Source organism: Paenibacillus sp. J2R1T-4 (genome assembly GCF_059692235.1).
Genome location: NZ_JCAUBA010000029.1, coordinates 49,179 through 67,009 on the forward strand (window position 1 = coordinate 49,179; position 17,831 = coordinate 67,009).

A 17,831-nucleotide genomic window follows, 5' to 3' on the forward strand; every position below is an offset into this window, starting at 1 on the left:
TTAGGAAATGTAAATTTCATCCTATGGAGGTTGGTTTTTTCGTTATGTCCCTTATTCCCGCTCCGAAACCATCCCAACACCCAACACAATCGCTATCGTCGCCCTCTTTAGATGCTTTGCCTGATAGCGGGGAACCGATCACCAAGCGGGAAATACGCCGAAAAGTACTTGATCTCGCATGGCCAACTCTAACCGAGATGTTCCTAAGTAACTTGATCCTCATGCTTAACATGATCATGGTGAGTCGTGTAAGTGCGGAAGCTGTAGCGGGGGTTGCCTTAACTAGCCAGCCTATTCTTTTCTGCGGGATGCTCTTCGCAGCAATGAATATCGGTTCGACAGTTATTGTTGCTCGAGCAATTGGAGCTGGCAACAGCGAGGAGGCCAACCGTTCGGCGCAAACGAGCTTTAACGTCAACATCTTGTTCATCCTTCCAATCGTGCTGTTCGGCATGTTGTTTGCTTCGAACATTTTACGCTGGATGGGAGCTACACCCGAGGTAGTGGAAGGAGCGGCTGGCTATGCCCGGTTAGCGTTTCTTGCCTTTGCCTTCACGATTCTCAGCAATAGTGTCTCGTCAGTTCTGCGCGGAGCAGGGGATACGAAGACGTCGGCCAAAATAAACGTAACCGCAGACGTGCTTATAGTTGCTATTGGAGTCCCGCTCATCTATGGATGGTTCGGGTTGCCCCAGCTCGGTTTGCTGGGTGCAGGTATTGCGACTCTGGTTGCACGCGTACTGGCTGCCGCATGGATGCTGAACGGAGCTTTCTCTGGCCGTAAGAAAATAAAACTCCGGATATCGCTAATCGGTCAGATCGATAGGGATTTGGTTCGCCGAATCTTGAAGATCGGGCTGCCTGGCGCGGCAGAAACCTGTGTAATGCGAATTGGACAAATATTTTTAACGATATTAATAGCAGGCCTCGGAACACAGGTGTTCGCCGCTAATCAAATTGCTTTTAACATACTGGGTCTGACGATCATGCCTGCTCTCGCTCTATCCCATGCAGCTACAACTCTAGTCGGACAAGGATTGGGGGCTAAGAAGCCACAGCAGGCGGAACAGCTCGCTTGGGAAACCAATAAGCTTGGAATGGTGTTCTCAGGCGTCGTAGGTATAGGCTTCATCGTGTTCCCTCAATGGATATTAATGTTGTATACGAATGATCAAGAAGTAATTCGATTAGGGAGCATTGCTATGCAGGTAATCGGTTGGACCCAGGTATTTCAGGCAGCTCAGTTTGTTCTTGCCGGGGCATTACGGGGAGCTGGCGACACGAAGTTCTCTCTGAAAATTACTTTTATCGGGGTCTGGGGCATCCGCATCGTGTTGACGTTGATCTTCGTGTACATTTTTGATTGGGGATTGCTTGGCGCGTGGCTGGCGATTGCTGTAGATCAGGTTTATCGTACCCTCTTTTTAATCCTCCGTTTCCGTCGAGGGGATTGGAAGACGATTAAAGTATAGGGTCTGCATAATTAGCACCTTCTGACAACAAGCCTCGATTACACGACTCGGATCCGGCCATGCTTGATCTCGGGATGTTGAATCAGATAAGCCATGGCGGTCATATTTTCGGCAATCCCGGCTTTGTTGTCTGCACCTAGTAGCGTAGTTCCGTCCGTCGTAATTAGAGTATGGCCCTTGTATAGAGTCAGCCCTCCAAAGTCCCTTGGAGAAAGCACGATTCCCTGAGCTTCGTTTAAGACGATATCTTGTCCGTCATAGCTTTCAACGATTTGCGGCTTCACTCCTGCCCCAGTAAAATCAGTAGCGGTATCTAAATGGGCCATAAAACCGATGGTAGGCACCTGCTTGTCGGTATTCGCAGGAAGGGTAGCCATTACATAGCCGTTTGCATCCATAGTGACATCCTGCATGCCTATGCTCTTCAGCTCATCCACCAGCATCTTGCCTAGAGTTAGCTGTCCAGCCGTTGTCGGGCAAGAATCACTGCTGTCATTAGACTGCGTATCCACTTGGACATACGTTGTAAATCTTTTGATGATTTCATTTTTCATTTCTGTGCTTCTCACTTTGTAACTCATCTCCTTACCCCCATTATAAAACAAATATCCTTCATGATATACTTGCATGGACAAGCGCCAAGAAGGAGGTCTCTTTAGTGGACCCAACATTCCAAACCGCGTCGGAAACTCTTTCGTCTCCCGCCTCTTACACCACCTATGAAATTACACAAGTATCCTTATTAGCTGGCAAAATCATGCTGGAGAGCGGTGCCGAGACGTATCGGGTTGAGGATACCATGACTCGAATAGCGAATTCGCTGGGGTTGTCTCATTCCCACAGCTTCGTAATTCCGACCGGAATTATTTTCTCGATAGACGGTCCTGAGCAGATTACGCGGTTAATTCGTATTTCCAAGCGTTCTACGGATTTAAGCAAGGTAACCAAGGTCAATGCAGTTTCCAGAGAAATTAGCCAAGGGAAGCTATCAGCAGTTGAAGCCAAGCAACGGCTAGAGCAAATTGATGCCGCCAAGCCTGTATATCCGTTATGGGTGCAAACTCTGGCTGCCGCTATCGCAAGCGGGTGTTTCTTGCTGATGTTCGACGGTGTCTGGTCGGATTTTATTCCTGCTTTTCTCGCAGGCGGTGCCGGGCTTTCTCTATTAATTTATATCCAACGGGTGATTCCGATCAAGTTTTTTGCTGAATTTCTGGCTTCCCTCCTGATAAGTGCTTTGGCCTTCTTGTTTATGGAGCTGGAGCTTGGCCGGGATTTGGATAAAATTATTATTGGCTCGGTTATGCCGCTCGTTCCAGGACTTCTGATTACGAATTCGGTACGCGATCTAATGGCAGGTCATCTAATGTCCGGACTATCAAAAGGTGCTGAGGCTCTGCTTACTGCTTTTGCCATCGGGGCTGGCGTTGCCTTTGTGCTCTCTTTTTATAACGGGGGTGGATTCCAATGATTCTCCAGCATCTCATAGTCAGCTTCATAGCTTCCGCAGCGTTTGCCATTATTTTTAATGTACCAAAGAATACTTTACTGCAATGTGGGTTGGTTGGAATGCTGGGCTGGATCATCTATATTTCTCTGCTTCAAGCTTCTGCAGATCCTACTTTGGCCGCACTATTAGCGTCATTTGTTGTAGGCGTAACCAGTCAATTATTTGCGAGATTGTACAAGACGCCTATTATCGTATTCAGTGTAGCAGGAATCATTCCTTTAGTGCCGGGGGGATTAGCCTATGACGCGATGCGAAATATAGTGTTAAATCAGTACGATATGGCCGTACCTCTGGCTGCGAAGGCTTTTATGCTGTCGGGAGTGATTGCGATGGGCCTTATTTTCTCTGAAGTGATGAATCATATGATTCGAAGGTCGAGTTTCAAAGTCAATTTTCGGGGTTGAGCTGCAGAGGCAGGAACCCGCAACAGCGGATCATGGGAATGATTGCTTCAGCGGGTTTATTCTTCATGATCGGAATGGACGAGAATCGGATGTGCATACGATACAGAAATGGTGATGCCCCACCCCCTGTTGAAAAAAATCATAGTTTTACATTTTTGACTAAACGAATGCTTTTGAAAACGCGGCATCTATTGCAGATATTAAATCATTCGGATTTTCCAAGCCGACGTATAAGCGCACCAGTGGACAGCCGCTTTGCGGAGAAGTGGTTAAGTATACAAGGCTTTCATAGCCGCCCCAACTAACACCAATCCGAAACATCGTCAGCGCGTCAACCCAGCGTTTCACCTCTTCAAACGGTCTTTCGAATTCCACGGAAAACAAGCTGCTGAAGCCGCTCATCTGACGCTGTGCTAATTCGTACTGCGGATGCGAGGGCAATCCCGGATGGTGCACCATGCGCACTCCAGGCAATCGTTCCAGGTGAGTGGCGACGATAAGGCCGTTTCGCTGCAGTCTCTCCATCCGCAGCGGAAGCGTACGGAGTCCACGTAAGGCCAAATTCGCGACATGCGGCGCCATGATTCCGCCTAGAAGGCGTTGTTCATCCACCGCGATTGCATCAAGCTTCTCCGCTGAACCGACAACAACGCCCCCTAAAAGATCGCTGTGTCCACCAATATATTTGGTAATGGAGTGGATCACCATGTCAACACCCAAACGCAACGGATTCTGGAAGCAGGGTGTTGCCCATGTATTGTCTGCGATCGCGACTGCCCCAATACGATGCGCTAGTTCGGATAGCTGTTGCAAGTCCTGGAGCTGAAATAGAAGACTGCTTGGACTTTCAAGATAAAACAGCTTCGTATTCGGCTTGACGGCCGCTTCGAAATTCTCGATCCGAGAAGCGTCGACGAAGGAACAATCAATGCCAAAACGGCTTAGATAGCTTCCCATGAAGCGTTTTGCCGGATGGTAAGCCTGATCGGTGCAAACGATGTGGTCGCCAGCCCGTATAACGGACAGGATAGCCGCTGAAATCGCAGCAGTTCCGGACGCAAAGCAGCGGGCCTCTTCCCCTCCTTCCAAAGCCGCGATCCGCGACTCAAGCGCACGCAACGTCGGATTGTTGCCGCGGGTATACATGTATGAGTCAATTGGATTTGATGCAGCTCTTTCGAACTCATCTACCGTTTTAAACGTAAACAAACTGTTTTGATAAATAGGTAACGTTACAGCGCCATAATGCGATTCATCGTGCGCATCGTGTACAACGAGCGACTCTTGCTTGAAGTTGTTGTTTTTCAATGTCCACATCCCCTTGACTCATTGATACGCCTGCGCGAAATTGCCAGCCGAAATACATGTCCAGTCCAACCGATCCCTTCCGTATGTTATGGCTTTTTCAATGGCCTACGTGATCCCGGGACGGTTTCTTAACGCAACAGCGTTTCGATGGGAACGACCGTCAGAGTTCGTCGATGGTGACGACGCTGTTCGTCATACGGGCGCGGTCGGCCGCGAATCCGATTTGATGACCGAAGATCGACTTGTCCAGGGACGTAGAGGATAAAGAAGGGGCTTCTCCGCGCAGCGTACGGACGAAATCAGCGACAAGCCGCAGATCCCCTCCGCCGTGCATGTCCGAGGATACGTCGAGTTCGATGCGATATTCCTTAAACCGTTCTTCCGGATCCGGGCGGCGAATGACGAAATAACCGTCCTCCATCGTACCGATAATTTCGCCCTTCGTGCCCGTTATATGAATCTTGCGGCATGGTTTGGCGGTTGCGCCGTTTAAGCTGTGCGAAGCCGTACTGCCATCGGCGAATTCGACGATCACCGCTTGATGATCGACCACATCGTTATCGCAGCGCCAGACGCAGCGGCCATACGGATTGTCGGTTCGCAGCGAGTGAAGCTTCTTTTCCTCAGAGGCGTCTTGTCCGAGATCAGGAAAGTCCCAAACGTAGGAGCCCCATAACTGCTGCTTCATGTACATGCGGCCGGCCGAATATGTGCATGAAGCCTCAAGAGGGCAGTCTGTCAGGCAGCGAGTCCCGGCCCTCTCCGGCGCATTCGATTCTTTAAACTGCATGATGCTGCCGAAACTGCTCACTTTGATCGGACGAGTACCGCCCTTCATCCACGCGATCAGATCGAGATCGTGACAGCATTTGGCCATCAGCATCGTGGAGCCGCAGCTTGCCTGGCTGTTCCATTTGCCGCGTACGAAGGCGGTCGCCATATGATGATAGCTGACATTCTCTTCCGTTTGGATGGAGACGATGTCCCCAATCGAGCCCAATTCAAGCTGGCGGCGAATTTCGGCATAAAAGGGAGCGTATCTCAGCACGTGGCAAATCATGACGTTGCGCCCGTATTTCAGAGCTGTCTCGTAAAGCGACAGCACTTCCGCTTCATTGACGCCGATCGGCTTTTCCAGCAGGAGATGGTATCCAGCCTCCAGAAGCGGTAGCGACGTCTGAACATGCAACTGATCCATTGTTCCGTTGATGGCCGCGTCAGCGATACGTGGTCTGGCTGTAAGCAGTTCGACCGACGCAAAGGTATGTTCCGCGGGAAAGCCGAATCGTTCCGCGGTGGATATGCGGCGAGACTCGTCCGGGTCAACGACACCGACGATTCGCAGCTCTTCTGGATGTAGAAGGGAATAAGAAGCATACAGCAAGCTGCGGTGCCCCGCGCCGACAATGACGGCGGTTACGGGTTTTTTTTTGGATTCAGGGTTGTAATGCTCATTACTATTCATGATGGAGTGCCGACCTACCTTTCGGAAACTATCTAGTATGTGACTTCCAAGATATCCTGTACGACATTAAAGGAAAATCTACTTGTATAGTAATCGATTACTATTGAAATATCAACGATAAATGTCGAATGGCTGCGAAGATATGGAGACTGCGATAGGCAGCCGCGAACCGGGACCATAAGCGCATCGCGATCCCAAAAGCTAGTTCTGGCAAGGAAGGAGCAGTTAAGGATGTATTTGTTTTCGCCTTAGAAAGCGTTGCGCAAAAAACGTATGACAAAGCTCGCGGCGGTGTGGTAAGCTTTACGCAAGAAAGTAATCGATTACTATATTTTCTCAAATAATGAGGAGGAGAGACGAAGCGATGAAAAGTCTATTTATCGTGGGGGACAGTATATCGATCCAATATGGTCCGTACTTGAGAAAGCTAGTAAGCGATCGATTCCACTATGATCGAAAGCGCGGAGAAAAGGAGGCGCTGGCCGATCTGGACAATCCAATTGGCACCAATGGCGGGGATAGCGGCATGGTTCTAGACTATTTGCAAACGAAACGAGATCATCATGTGCGCTATGACATTCTACTGGTCAATTGCGGCCTGCACGATATCAAGACGCATCCGTTTACTGGCGCTAAGCAAATTCCGCTGGAGGAATACCGGGCCAATCTTGAAAAAATTGCTCACTTCGCCCGAGAGATGGCGCAATCCTTCATTTGGATTCGCACAACGGATGCGGTGGAGGACATCCATAATACAGAAATGTCGACGGTTTTTCGATTTCATAAAGACGTTTTAGCCTATAATGCTGTTGCGGACGAGGTCATGCGCGCTCATGGTGTTCCCCTAATTGATCTTTATACGTTTACCCGCAGCTTCGGAACAAGCGCATTTTGCGATCATGTGCATTATACGGAGGAAGTAAGGGCTCTGCAGGCCGCATACATTGCCGGATACTTGGAAGCTATCATGAGCATGTAGAGCGCATGACCACAGTCATCGATTTCATGATAGCTGTCCCAGAACAATCTTGATGAAAGAAGGGGATTCACGATTTATTAGCCGTGATCACGGAGCACTTCAGCATTCCATCTAGTAATCGACAAATACTTTTCTCTGTGATATCATACCGAATACAAGAGAGTTGATCTCGTTCATGTAAGACAGTCATAGACCAGCTAATAAGAATAACGATCTATATTATGGAGTGCTCGAATGAGGGAGTTACCAGGAAGAGGCTGCCCTCACTCCGAATCAAATATTCTAAGGGAACCAGCTTACTATTAGCATGATAGCTGCCGAGACCAGATCAACGGGTGAGAAAAAATGTCAAGGGTATGGAACAACTTTCACCAATTTTTTCAAAGTTCGAAAGGACTCTTTTACAAAAAGAGCCTCATTCTTATTTTGCTCAGCGCAAGTATCCCTGGGCTGGTAATCGGTGGAAGCGTTTACTGGATCGTGTCCAATAAAATCGAGTCCGCTTTGATTGAATCGCATCAGAAACAAATTTTGGAACAATCCCGAAATATGGACGAGCAATTGAACTATTTGGAATTGACCTTAAGTCACTGGGCTTTTGAGCCGCGATTCGGCGAAAGCTTAAAGACGCTTGATTATATATATTATTTTGCGGAAACAAGAGACATCAACAAAACGCTGCTCGTGATGCAAGGCTCTCATCCACTCATCAAAGAGGTGGAGTTGTTTATTGACGGACAGTCGCCTGTACGGTTCAACCCGGACTACAATCCGTTTACCGATCAAAGCCAAGTGACGTATTTCAAGCAATTGCTGAACTCAGGGGGGACAGCCTACTGGACGAATTCGTCCCAATTCGCGAAATCATCCGCTTCGAATTCGAATGAAGCCTTGTTGGTACACAAGATTGTGGATATGAACCAGAATCCGTTCGGCGTCCTTGTCGCAACCCTGAATCGCAAGAAAGTCGAGAACATGTTAAAGGTGCTGAATCCTTATGATAAAAGCGCCACATTTCTGATGAATCAGCACAACGAAATTTTCGCATCCGTCCAGAGTGGAACTTCTTCATCGAACGAGTTTGAAGCGGCCATTAAGAAAGCGATCTTGCAATTGGGAACCAACGAGAGGGCGTTCGCGTTCAAATGGAATGGTGACGAGTATTCGGTTTTGCTCGGCAAGCTGTCGCGAATCGATACCGAGTGGACTTATGTTTCGGCCACTCCGATCTCAGCTATCACTTCGCCCATCATTTTCGTATCCAAATTGATCCTTCTCTTCAGTGTTTCCGGCTTTGCTTTGGCATTAGCGCTGTCGTGGTTCGCCTCCAATCGCATCTATTCGCCGGTCATGAAGCTGATGAATTTGCTTGCGGGAGGAAAGAACGGAGGAATGAGCCGAAACCTCGACGAATTCAAGCTACTTGAGAAACAATGGGGACATTTATCGAGAGAAAGCAGCCTCTTGCATAACAAACTTCAGGAACAACTACCTCATATCAGAGAAGGTTTTCTGCTGCAGCTGTTCCATCAATACCTGGATCGTTTTTCCGAGCATGAGCTCAAGAACCGGATGAAGCAGTACGGCTGGGAAACCGATGGCAGGCAATTTATTGTAGCCAATGTGCAATTAGCCGGATTTTCTCAACCGGACGGTAGGTTTACTCATGATGAAAGAGAGCTCGCAACGTTTGCGGCGGCCAATATTATTCAGGAACTGGCGGCATCACGATTGAATGAGTTCAGCGTCATTAACTTTCACGATTCGTATATCGGCCTGCTCGTATTCGCCTCCGATGCGGTGTCGGTGAGAAGTGAACTGCTCGACATGAGTAAGGATCTGACACAAATGATCAATCAGATTCTTTATGTTCGTGTGACGATTACGATTTGCAAGCCGACGGACTTGGTGCGGGATATCCCGGTTATGTTCGAAGAGGCCAGTCAGGTTTCGTGGGCTCGGATGATGAAAGACGCGAATCAGATCATCGACATGGAGCAGCCGGATGTTGGGCTTGAACCGGGCGCGTTCCAGTACCCGTTCGCGTTGGAGAGGGACATCATGCAAGCGTTGCGAATGGGTCAGAAGAAGGAAGTCGAGCGTCTGATCGTTGAGTTTCTGGACGAAGTGGCGAACAGGGGCAGCAAAGAAGCCGGTGTGAAGCACAGCCTTCTTCTTCTGGTGGGCAGTATGCAGCATATGATTATGTTATCGGGAATTCAATTGAAACCGCCATTAGAGGGCGCTAGCGTATTCGACAATCTGCTGCACATTCGTGAGCGGGATCTGATTGTTCAACTAATCTGCACAAAAGTTGTTAATCCGTTTATCGAAGCGATGATGGAGAGATCGAATACGCAGGTGCAAAAGAACATCGAACAAGCGATAAGCTACATTGAAACCAACTATACGAAAGATATTTCTCTAGACAGTTGTGCCGACCACTTAGGGACGAATCCGTTTACCTTGAGTAAATCGTTTAAACAAGTAACGGGGATCAATTTTATTGATTATGTGACGGACTTGCGTTTGAACAAGGCCAAGGAGTTGCTGCGAGAAACGGATAGGAAGATGAGTGACATCGCGGAATCGGTTGGGTACCAACAGACTTATTTCAATCGCATCTTTAAAAAGCAGGAAGGGGTCACGCCAAGTCAATATCGTGACTCAAGCCGCGATGCTAACGTTTGAGAATCAACACCGAGTCGCTCCATTCCGGCCCTGAACGCCCGTTAATTGGGTGATTCAGGGCCCTTTTTTATGCGGTGAGAAAGTCTAACCCGGTTGAAAAAGTGCAAAGTTGGCTTTGTCGAGGCTGTTCTACCTTCACCCAAATTGTATAATAGCCTGCAAAATGATCCTGGCCTATGATTTAGTTGTGAATACAATCCACGAAGATAGGAGGAATATCCGAAAGGAGATATCAATGGATAAAATGTCTGTGCGCACGAAGCCAATAGGCCAAATCGAGACGAAATGGATCCGTCAGGTGAAGAAAGACAAATGGTTGTATGTGCTGCTGGTACCGGGGGTTTTGTATTTTCTTGTTTTCAAGTATGTCCCTATGTGGGGCTTGCTTATTGCGTTTCAGAATTATCAGCCGTTTTTAGGTTTATGGCGTAGCGAGTGGGTTGGGTTAGAACACTTCACCATTTTTTTTCAAAATCCCGATTTCATCAAACTGCTTCGCAATACGTTGCTACTGTCGTTGTACAATATCGTCTTCTATTTTCCAGTCCCTATTATTCTTGCGCTTATGCTAAATGAGGTTAGAGTTGCCGTATTCAAACGATCGGTCCAAACTTTGATTTATGTACCGCACTTCATTTCGATGGTTATCGTAGTAAGCATTACCTACGTGTTCCTGACGACCGAAAGCGGGGTCGTCAATGAACTGCTGCAGAAATATACGGGCCATAAGATTGCTTTCTTGACTGATCCCGATTGGTTCAGGCCGTTGATCATCTTGCAAACGATCTGGAAAGAAGCCGGCTGGGGGACGATTATCATTTTGGCTGCGCTTGCGGGAGTCAGCTTGGAGCTGTACGAAGCCGCCATTGTCGACGGTGCAGGAAGATGGCGTCAATTATGGCACGTTACCCTGCCGGCCATCCGAAGCACGATCATCATTCTGCTCATTCTAAGGATGGGAGACGTTTTGGATACCGGATTCGAGCAAATTTATTTGATGATGAATGCGCTGAATCGGGAAGTGGCGGATGTATTCGATACCTATGTGTATGACGTGGGAATCAGACAAGGCGCGTTTAGCTACAGTACGGCCGTCGGCTTGTTTAAATCCGTTGTAGGCGTCATACTCGTATTATCCGCCAATTACCTGGCGAAGAAGTTCGGGGAAGAGGGCATTTATTGATTTTGATTTAGGGTTGGAGGAAAAACATGGGAAAATGGCACAACATCATATCTGTCAGAGTGTTCAACGTATTCAATTACTTCTTGCTGGCGTTGTTCGCCCTTTGCTCCATCGTACCTTTTCTGTACATTATTGGCGGATCGTTCGCAACAGAGGCGGAATTGACGGCGAGAGGATTTTTTCTGATTCCGACGGAGTATTCCTTGAATGCATATAAGTATATTTTTACATCCAATACCTTACTTCGCAGCATTATGGTTTCGATCTATATAACGGCAGCAGGCACCTTGGTAAACTTGTTTTTTACGGTCACGATGGCGTACCCGCTTGCGCGAAAAACATTGAATGGAAGGAAAACGATTCTTAACCTGGTGATCTTCTCAATGCTGTTCAGCGGCGGAATCATCCCCACCTTCCTGTTAGTGAAAAACTTGGGTTTGCTGGACTCCTATTGGGCTTTAGTGCTACCGGGGGCGATCAGTGCATTCAACTTGATCATCGTAAAAAATTTCTTCCAAGAGCTACCTCCTGGATTGGAGGAGGCTGCCAGAATAGACGGCTGTACGGAGGTAGGCGTATTGTGGAAAATTGTTCTGCCGCTATCCAAACCGGTGCTGGCTACATTCGGCATGTTTTACGCGGTAGGGCACTGGAACAACTTCTTCACAGCGCTGCTTTATATGAACGATTCCGAGAAGTGGCCATTGCAGGTATTGCTGCGCCAGATCATATTGCTGTCACAGGGGAGCCTTGGGGATTCGGCGCAATTAGACCCCACGTTCGTTCAACCCCCTGAACAGGCGGTAAAAATGGCGGCCATCGTGGTTGGCACAGTTCCAATTTTGCTCGTGTACCCGTTCCTGCAAAAGCATTTTGCCAAAGGGGTCCTGCTTGGATCCGTCAAAGGCTAAAGGTCCAAAATATAATTATGAGGAGAATGAATCCAATATGGTAAAAAGAATGAAAACCTTTCGCAGTTCCGCTCTGTTAGTCGTTTCGGTATTAGGCTTCACGGTGTTGTTAGGTTGCTCAAACGATGCGGATATCAAGGAGCCTGCGGCAAGTAGCACGGAGCCAACCGCGCAGCCGCCGCTCGCTCTCGATATTATGCTTCCTTCCTTTGCAACCGAGACCCCGAAGGATGACAGCCCGGTTGTTCAGGCCATCGAAAAGGCGACAAATACTAAAATCCATTTGGAGTGGGCGCCCAATTCATCTTATTTGGACAAATACAATATTACCTTGGCATCCGGCAAAATGCCTGCGATTATGGTCGTGCAGAGCAAAACGGCAAGCTTCGTGAATGCAGCGAGATCGGGCGCTTTCTGGGAGCTTGGGCCTTACCTGAAGGACTATCCGAACTTGAGCAAAGCCAACCCCATCGTTCTGAAGAACTCTTCCGTGGACGGGAAGGTGTATGGTCTTTATCGCACGCGGGCACTGGCCAGGAACGCGATGATTATCCGCAAGGACTGGCTTGAAAACCTAGGTCTGCAGGCTCCCAAAACGATTGACGAATTCTACAATATGTTGAAAGCATTTTCAACGCAAGATCCGGATAAGAATGGGAAGGTCGATACGTACGGCATGGTCATTTCCAAATACAATCTTCCATGGGAGATGATGCAAACCTGGTTTGGAGCTCCAAACAAATGGGGCACGGATGCTGGCGGTAAACTGATTCCGGTACACACTACCCCCGAATATATGGAAGCGCTTCGCTTTTTCAAAAAGCTGTATAATGAGAAGCTGATTAATCAGGATTTTGCTGTCTTGGATTCGGCGAAATGGGGAGATCCCGTCGTGAACAATCAGGCTGGTGTCTTGCTTGCCGAAGGGGACACTGTCAGTGGCTTTGATGCCCGAACATTGGAAGCGATGAAAAAGCTTGGCAAGGAAGAACGGCAATATCTCGATGTATTCGGCGACGTTTCCGGACCTAAGGGAGTCAGGAACTTGCCAACAGAGGGCTATGCAGGGATGGTCCATATTTCCAAGTCGACCGTAAAAACGGAAGCAGAGTTGAAACGCGTATTGACATTCTTGGATAAGCTGAGCGATGCCGATATGCAAAACTTGTTGAACTATGGGATTGAAGGTAGACAGTATACGAGAACGCCGAATGGGACCGAAGTTACGAAGGATACGGCGCTACTCGCGGAAAAGAATGATTTGGCCCAAATCATGACGTTTATTCCTGAAAATCGGATTCTGCCTACTGTGATAACACCGCTTAGAACTAAAGTGGCTCAGCTGCAGAAGGAGAGCGAAAAGTTCGTCATTCCGAATCCGGCTACTCCGCTGGTATCTACCGTTTATGCACAAAAAGGTTCTCAATTGGATAATATTGTAAATGATGCCAGAACCAAATTCATTGTAGGGCAAATTGACGAAGCAGGCTTGAAAGCGGCCAACGAGCTATGGATGAAGAGTGGCGGCGAAGACTTAATTAAAGAAATGAATGAGTTGAATGCTTCTAGTGGGAAGTAACCATTTTCCAGTTTGAAAGATTAGCTCGAAGCGAGATTCAAATCCAGCGTCTGTGATGTTGTGGGCAGCCATGGCCCGAAAGGGTATTCGATGGGGTGGCCAAGTCGGGTTCAAACAATTTTAAAACAAAGTAGCTCCGGACATAATTTCCGGAGCTTTGAGTTGTCTTCAGTCATTTTTTATATTATCAGTGGCAAAGCTGACTTTTCACCAAGTGTATCGTACCCTTTTCATAATCTTCCGCTTCCGTAGGGGTAAATGGAAGACGATTAAAGTATAGGGCCTGTCAAAGTGGCATTCCTTTAAACATTTGAATCCAATGAAGGCTGTCAATTTTCTGAGATAATGTCACCCTAACTCGTCTGTGAAAATGTCACTTTTGGGGTGTAGTGTTAGGCGATCGATGGGTTGACAGCGAGCCTCCGGCGACCTGCTGAAAGGCGATGAGGCGAGTGGTCCCACTCGCCTAGGCACATAGCCTATCAGGTCGCCCTCTCGCTATAAACCCATCTACGTTTGTGCTCTAGCCGATGGTTGTGCTACGCTTACGTTAGTTTTGGATTAGACCAACTCCTTTTCCAAGGATGGTCAGCGGCGGGCTTGCGGTGGTGCGCAGGGCCCGCTTTCGCTTTTTGTTCCCTTTCGGGCTTGCGTGTTTCCACCAAAGTAAGAGCCTGTCCGTTATGCCACATCAGAACCTCGCCTGAAAGCGTTTCACGCATCTCAACCACCATCTTAGCCTGGAACCGCTGTGTGGTAGGCTTGGCCAGTGTGTAGATCTTCACTTTATAGGAAAGCGTAAAGCCTGTGCCCAATTGGCGGTGTTCACGAATAGTGAATACGTGCTCCAAGTTGATCGATGAAACTAGCGCCATATAAGCGCATTCCGCTTCCTTGGCCTTGACCGCAAACTTTTCATTGTGTTTACGAAGCAGCTCAGGCAAAGCTCGGTTCGCTTCCTCGATCGTGGTGACACCTAGTAGTCGAAGTTCGATAATGAGGCGATCTTGGAAGGTAACCCATAGCCGTTCGATACGTCTTTTGGCCTGAGGGGTAATCGCTTTGATGTGCTCAATGTGCAACTCACCCATGGCCTTGCCGAAATTGGATAATGGCTTTGTCTCTCCTGCTAGCTCCTGCTCCACGGTCAGTTTCTCGTTGGGGGAGCGGAAGATGTATTACAAATGAAGGCTTGTTTTTTATCGCTGTGTCAGATATTCTTGAGTGTGGACTATAAATGCAAGTGTAAGAAAGGAATATAAGCATATGCCTGCAACGATGTACTGGTATCCCAAATGCGACACCAGCCGTGATGCTCTAAAGTCCTTGAAGCGCAAAGGAATAGAGCCCGAAACGATCAACTTGTTCGAAACTCCGCCGCCGGCTCAACTGCTAAGTGCGTTGATCGATAGCAGCGGGTTAGAAATTAAGAAATTTTTTAACATATCTGGTGAAGTCTATAAGGAAATGAATTTGAAGGACAAGCTTCCAAGTATGACTAGAGAGCAGATGGTAGAGCTGTTGGCATCGAATGGAAGATTAATCAAACGGCCGATCGTCTTTGACGGCGATAAGATAACGGTAGGGTACAAGGAAGAGCACTATGAAGAGATATGGGGATCTAATAAACAGCAGTAACGAGCCTGCCCTAATGCGGTATTGCTTGGAGACAGGGGGCGATATGCTTTGGCAGGAATAGGAAAACCGAATAAGTCCAGATGGTGGGGATTAGGTGCAATCGGCACTTTCTTACTAGGACAAGCTAAGACCGTTATCTCGATCTTTCAGCTTGGCAAGACCGGCAGCGCAGTTCTAAGCGCATTAGTAGCAATTGCTTTCTACGCATGGTTATATCAATGGGAATTTGCTCTTGGTGTTGTCATCATGGTATTGTTCCATGAACTCGGCCATGTATGGGCAGCCAAGCGTAAAGGAATACCGGCCACTGCCCCTTTCTTCATTCCTTTTCTCGGTGCATTGATTATGCTCAAAAGGAATCCCAGAGATGCGGTCACAGAAGCCTATATTGCTATAGGTGGACCGATATTAGGTACGATCGCCGCGTTTGTCTGTATATGTCTGGCCTGGATAACAGGACATCCATTATTTTACGCGATCGCTTATATCGGTTTTATCCTGAATCTTATTAATCTGCTCCCCATTCATCCTTTGGATGGAGGGCGTATTGCTATGACAGTTACAAGGTGGATGTGGGTCGCGGGGCTGCTGTCTGGTATAATAATTGTCATTTATATTAAATCTATTCTACTATTTATCGTGTGGGCCTTATTCTCGATAGATTTGTTCTTGCGATTCATATGGCGTAGTCAGAATAAGGGCAGCAACTATACGGTTTATGGGAGATTTGATGTTCCAATCGCCAACATTGAGAATCCGGATTGGCTCGTCAAAGGTTATCAATATACCGGTGAGTTGCCTTATACGACTTACAGTGAACTGGATGGACGTCAATATGTGGAACTAAGCTGGGAGCTCGCTAATATTGTCAAACGGATCGAGATGCAGGAGCAGGGCACTATTCGCCGGGTTAATTGCACAGGTGTGGACTTCAAATGGAACCAAGTGCCGAAGCGTTTAGTCATGCGGTATGAAATCAATTATGTTCCGTACGAAAATGATCAATATTATGTAGTTTCAAGGCCTTTGCGATGGAAGTTCGGATTATCCTATGGCGGACTTGCATTATTCTTACTGCTCATGATGTGGGTCATTCAACAGGAGCTTGCTCCACATAGCAGTCTTCTGCAATCGTTTAGAGGAAGATAAGAGGACAGATTTCCCGGGAAATTGAATTAGGTGTCGTAAATTGTCGGTGTATCAAGCTCTACATAGGGTTTTATATTTGATTAATCCAATACAAGGAGTGAGTACAATGACGGAGAAACAACCTTCTGTGCTTCTAGTTGACGGAATGGCGCTTTTGTTCAGGGCTTATTTTGCAAGTGCGTACAGCGGCTATATTAAAAGAACGAGCACCGGGCTTCCGGTTAATGCTGTCTACGGTTTCGTGAAATACATGCTGGAAGCGATTGAGACCTTTGCCCCGAGCCATGTGGTGTGCTGCTGGGATATGGGAAGCAAGACGTTCCGGACCGAGCAATATGAGAGCTACAAAGGAAATCGGCCGGAAGCGCCGGAGGATCTGATTCCTCAATTCGATCTGGTCAAAGAGGTCGTAGAGAGCTTCGGCATCCCTAATGTTGGGATACCAGGGTTTGAGGCAGATGATTGTATCGGTACGTTATCCTCGGCGTTCAGCAGCGAGATCGATGTGATGATTCTGACCGGTGATCATGATATGCTTCAATTAGTGTCGGAGCGGACCCAAGTTATCATTATGAAAAAAGGTCCCGGCAATTATATGGTGTACAATCTGCAGACACTGCGGGATGAGAAGCAGTTGACTCCTGCTCAGATCATTGACATGAAAGGTCTGACTGGGGACACGAGCGATAATTACCCAGGAGTCAAAGGGATCGGTGAGAAAACAGCTCTGAAGCTGTTGCTGGAGTATGAATCAATCGATGGAATATTGGCTAATTTGCACCTTGTGCCCAAAAGTGTCAGAGCAAAGATCGAAGCGGAGCTCGATATGCTGCACTTATGTCGTGATCTGGCTACCATACGCTGTGATGTGCCGATCGCTTGCGCCTTGGAAACTTGTTTCTGGGAGATTGACCGCCATCAAGTCATAGCCAAGTTCGAGGAATTGGAATTCAAGGGACTTATGAAGATGATTATTTAATAGATTTGCATACTGACCTCCAGGGCCTCTGCTCTGGAGGTTTTACTTTTGAGAACACTGAATAGCAGTGAAAAAATAACCATTTCCTCATGTTACCGTTGCTCCAAAGCGGAAAATCCGCTTTAGAGGCACAGCACCGGGAGCGTAGAGCTGCTCCAAAGCGGAAAATCCGCTTTAGAGGCACCGGACGGGGAGCGTCGAGCTGCTCCAAAGCGGATTTTCCGCTTTAGAGGCACCGCACCGGGAGCGTCGAGCTGCTCCAAAGCGGAAAACCCGCTTTAGAGGCACCGTACGGGGAGCGTAGAGCTGCTCCAAAGCGGAAAATCCGCTTTAGAGGCACCGTACGGGGAGCGTAGAGCTGCTCCAAAGCGGGGAATCCGCTTTAGAGGCACCGCACGGGGAGCGTAGAGCTGCTCCAAAGCGGAAAATGCTCTTCTGTCAAGAAAGTAGACCCCCCCTAACTCAGGCAACGTGTCTGTAGTACTCCTGTTCGAAGCGCATCGGTGACATGTAGCCAAGGGTGCTGTTGGATCGTTTTCGGTTATAAAAGAACTCGAGATAGC

The 17,831-nt window shown here is 47.9% G+C and carries 13 protein-coding genes and 3 pseudogenes; 11 read left to right on the forward strand and 5 right to left on the reverse strand.

The annotated features are described in order from the left end of the window. The first annotated feature begins 44 nt into the window (after nt 1–44). Nucleotides 45–1,472 carry an MATE family efflux transporter gene (locus tag AC58QD_RS30165; protein WP_497338755.1) on the forward strand — a complete coding sequence of 476 codons (1,428 nt, stop codon included), beginning with the start codon at nt 45–47 and terminating at the stop codon, nt 1,470–1,472. Nucleotides 1,473–1,516: 44 nt separating this feature from the next. Here the strand turns inward: AC58QD_RS30165 and AC58QD_RS30170 are convergent. Beyond that, nucleotides 1,517–2,026: pseudogene (locus AC58QD_RS30170) on the reverse strand (zinc-binding metallopeptidase family protein); the annotation flags it as partial. A gap of 104 nt (nt 2,027–2,130) precedes the next feature. On the opposite strand from AC58QD_RS30170, the gene AC58QD_RS30175 reads away from it, so the two are divergent. Further along, on the forward strand, nt 2,131–2,943 hold the full coding sequence (locus tag AC58QD_RS30175) for a threonine/serine exporter family protein (protein WP_497338756.1): 813 nt from the start codon (nt 2,131–2,133) through the stop codon (nt 2,941–2,943). Then, nucleotides 2,940–3,386, forward strand: coding sequence for a threonine/serine exporter family protein (locus AC58QD_RS30180; RefSeq protein ID WP_497338757.1), 447 nt, complete (start codon nt 2,940–2,942; stop codon nt 3,384–3,386). The genes AC58QD_RS30175 and AC58QD_RS30180 overlap by 4 nt, the downstream gene beginning before the upstream one ends. Nucleotides 3,387–3,545: 159 nt before the next feature. On the opposite strand, the gene AC58QD_RS30185 is transcribed toward AC58QD_RS30180, so the two are convergent. The 3 genes and pseudogenes from AC58QD_RS30185 to AC58QD_RS30195 form a co-directional block, all read right to left on the reverse strand. Next, complete coding sequence (locus AC58QD_RS30185) at nt 3,546–4,703, reverse strand: trans-sulfuration enzyme family protein (protein ID WP_497338758.1); 1,158 nt, start codon at nt 4,701–4,703, stop codon at nt 3,546–3,548. Between the two features lie 151 nt (nt 4,704–4,854). Further along, nucleotides 4,855–5,754, reverse strand: coding sequence for a Gfo/Idh/MocA family oxidoreductase (locus tag AC58QD_RS30190; RefSeq protein WP_497338768.1), 900 nt, complete (start codon nt 5,752–5,754; stop codon nt 4,855–4,857). Nucleotides 5,755–5,760: 6 nt separating this feature from the next. Next, nucleotides 5,761–6,159: pseudogene (locus AC58QD_RS30195) on the reverse strand (Gfo/Idh/MocA family protein); the annotation flags it as partial. Between the two features lie 364 nt (nt 6,160–6,523). Here AC58QD_RS30195 and AC58QD_RS30200 point away from each other — a divergent pair. From AC58QD_RS30200 to AC58QD_RS30220, 5 genes are all read left to right on the forward strand, one after another. Further along, nucleotides 6,524–7,138 carry a GDSL-type esterase/lipase family protein gene (locus tag AC58QD_RS30200; RefSeq protein WP_497338759.1) on the forward strand — a complete coding sequence of 205 codons (615 nt, stop codon included), beginning with the start codon at nt 6,524–6,526 and terminating at the stop codon, nt 7,136–7,138. Between the two features lie 345 nt (nt 7,139–7,483). After that, on the forward strand, nt 7,484–9,829 hold the full coding sequence (locus AC58QD_RS30205; protein WP_497338760.1) for an AraC family transcriptional regulator: 2,346 nt from the start codon (nt 7,484–7,486) through the stop codon (nt 9,827–9,829). 244 nt (nt 9,830–10,073) lie between these two features. Next, complete coding sequence (locus tag AC58QD_RS30210; RefSeq protein WP_497338769.1) at nt 10,074–11,012, forward strand: ABC transporter permease; 939 nt, start codon at nt 10,074–10,076, stop codon at nt 11,010–11,012. Between the two features lie 26 nt (nt 11,013–11,038). Then, nucleotides 11,039–11,923: a carbohydrate ABC transporter permease gene (locus AC58QD_RS30215; RefSeq protein ID WP_497338761.1), complete on the forward strand. Its 885-nt coding sequence runs from the start codon at nt 11,039–11,041 to the stop codon at nt 11,921–11,923. A 37-nt stretch (nt 11,924–11,960) separates the two neighbouring features. Next, nucleotides 11,961–13,502 carry an extracellular solute-binding protein gene (locus tag AC58QD_RS30220; RefSeq protein WP_497338762.1) on the forward strand — a complete coding sequence of 514 codons (1,542 nt, stop codon included), beginning with the start codon at nt 11,961–11,963 and terminating at the stop codon, nt 13,500–13,502. 545 nt (nt 13,503–14,047) lie between these two features. Here AC58QD_RS30220 and AC58QD_RS30225 read toward each other — a convergent pair. Then, nucleotides 14,048–14,677: pseudogene (locus tag AC58QD_RS30225) on the reverse strand (transposase family protein); the annotation flags it as partial. Between the two features lie 91 nt (nt 14,678–14,768). Between AC58QD_RS30225 and AC58QD_RS30230 the strand changes: the two are divergent. From AC58QD_RS30230 to AC58QD_RS30240, 3 genes are all read left to right on the forward strand, one after another. Beyond that, a complete protein-coding gene (locus tag AC58QD_RS30230; RefSeq protein ID WP_497338763.1) occupies nt 14,769–15,140 on the forward strand; it encodes a Spx/MgsR family RNA polymerase-binding regulatory protein in 372 nt (123 codons plus the stop codon). 48 nt (nt 15,141–15,188) lie between these two features. Next, nucleotides 15,189–16,289 (forward strand): site-2 protease family protein, encoded by a 1,101-nt coding sequence (locus AC58QD_RS30235; protein ID WP_497338764.1) that lies wholly within the window; start codon nt 15,189–15,191, stop codon nt 16,287–16,289. Nucleotides 16,290–16,395: 106 nt separating this feature from the next. Beyond that, complete coding sequence (locus AC58QD_RS30240; RefSeq protein ID WP_497338765.1) at nt 16,396–17,268, forward strand: 5'-3' exonuclease; 873 nt, start codon at nt 16,396–16,398, stop codon at nt 17,266–17,268. The last annotated feature ends 563 nt before the right edge of the window (nt 17,269–17,831 follow it).

What these genes read in the sequence shown, in the direction of transcription:
- AC58QD_RS30240 (WP_497338765.1), top strand. Translation starts at nt 16,396, where the DNA reads ATGACGGAGAAACAACCTTCTGTGCTTCTAGTTGACGGAATGGCGCTT.
- AC58QD_RS30190 (WP_497338768.1), bottom strand. Translation starts at nt 5,754, where the DNA reads ATGATTTGCCACGTGCTGAGATACGCTCCCTTTTATGCCGAAATTCGC.
- AC58QD_RS30165 (WP_497338755.1), top strand. Translation starts at nt 45, where the DNA reads ATGTCCCTTATTCCCGCTCCGAAACCATCCCAACACCCAACACAATCG.
- AC58QD_RS30215 (WP_497338761.1), top strand. Translation starts at nt 11,039, where the DNA reads ATGGGAAAATGGCACAACATCATATCTGTCAGAGTGTTCAACGTATTC.
- AC58QD_RS30200 (WP_497338759.1), top strand. Translation starts at nt 6,524, where the DNA reads ATGAAAAGTCTATTTATCGTGGGGGACAGTATATCGATCCAATATGGT.
- AC58QD_RS30220 (WP_497338762.1), top strand. Translation starts at nt 11,961, where the DNA reads ATGGTAAAAAGAATGAAAACCTTTCGCAGTTCCGCTCTGTTAGTCGTT.
- AC58QD_RS30205 (WP_497338760.1), top strand. Translation starts at nt 7,484, where the DNA reads ATGTCAAGGGTATGGAACAACTTTCACCAATTTTTTCAAAGTTCGAAA.
- AC58QD_RS30180 (WP_497338757.1), top strand. Translation starts at nt 2,940, where the DNA reads ATGATTCTCCAGCATCTCATAGTCAGCTTCATAGCTTCCGCAGCGTTT.
- AC58QD_RS30210 (WP_497338769.1), top strand. Translation starts at nt 10,074, where the DNA reads ATGTCTGTGCGCACGAAGCCAATAGGCCAAATCGAGACGAAATGGATC.
- AC58QD_RS30185 (WP_497338758.1), bottom strand. Translation starts at nt 4,703, where the DNA reads ATGTGGACATTGAAAAACAACAACTTCAAGCAAGAGTCGCTCGTTGTA.
- AC58QD_RS30230 (WP_497338763.1), top strand. Translation starts at nt 14,769, where the DNA reads ATGCCTGCAACGATGTACTGGTATCCCAAATGCGACACCAGCCGTGAT.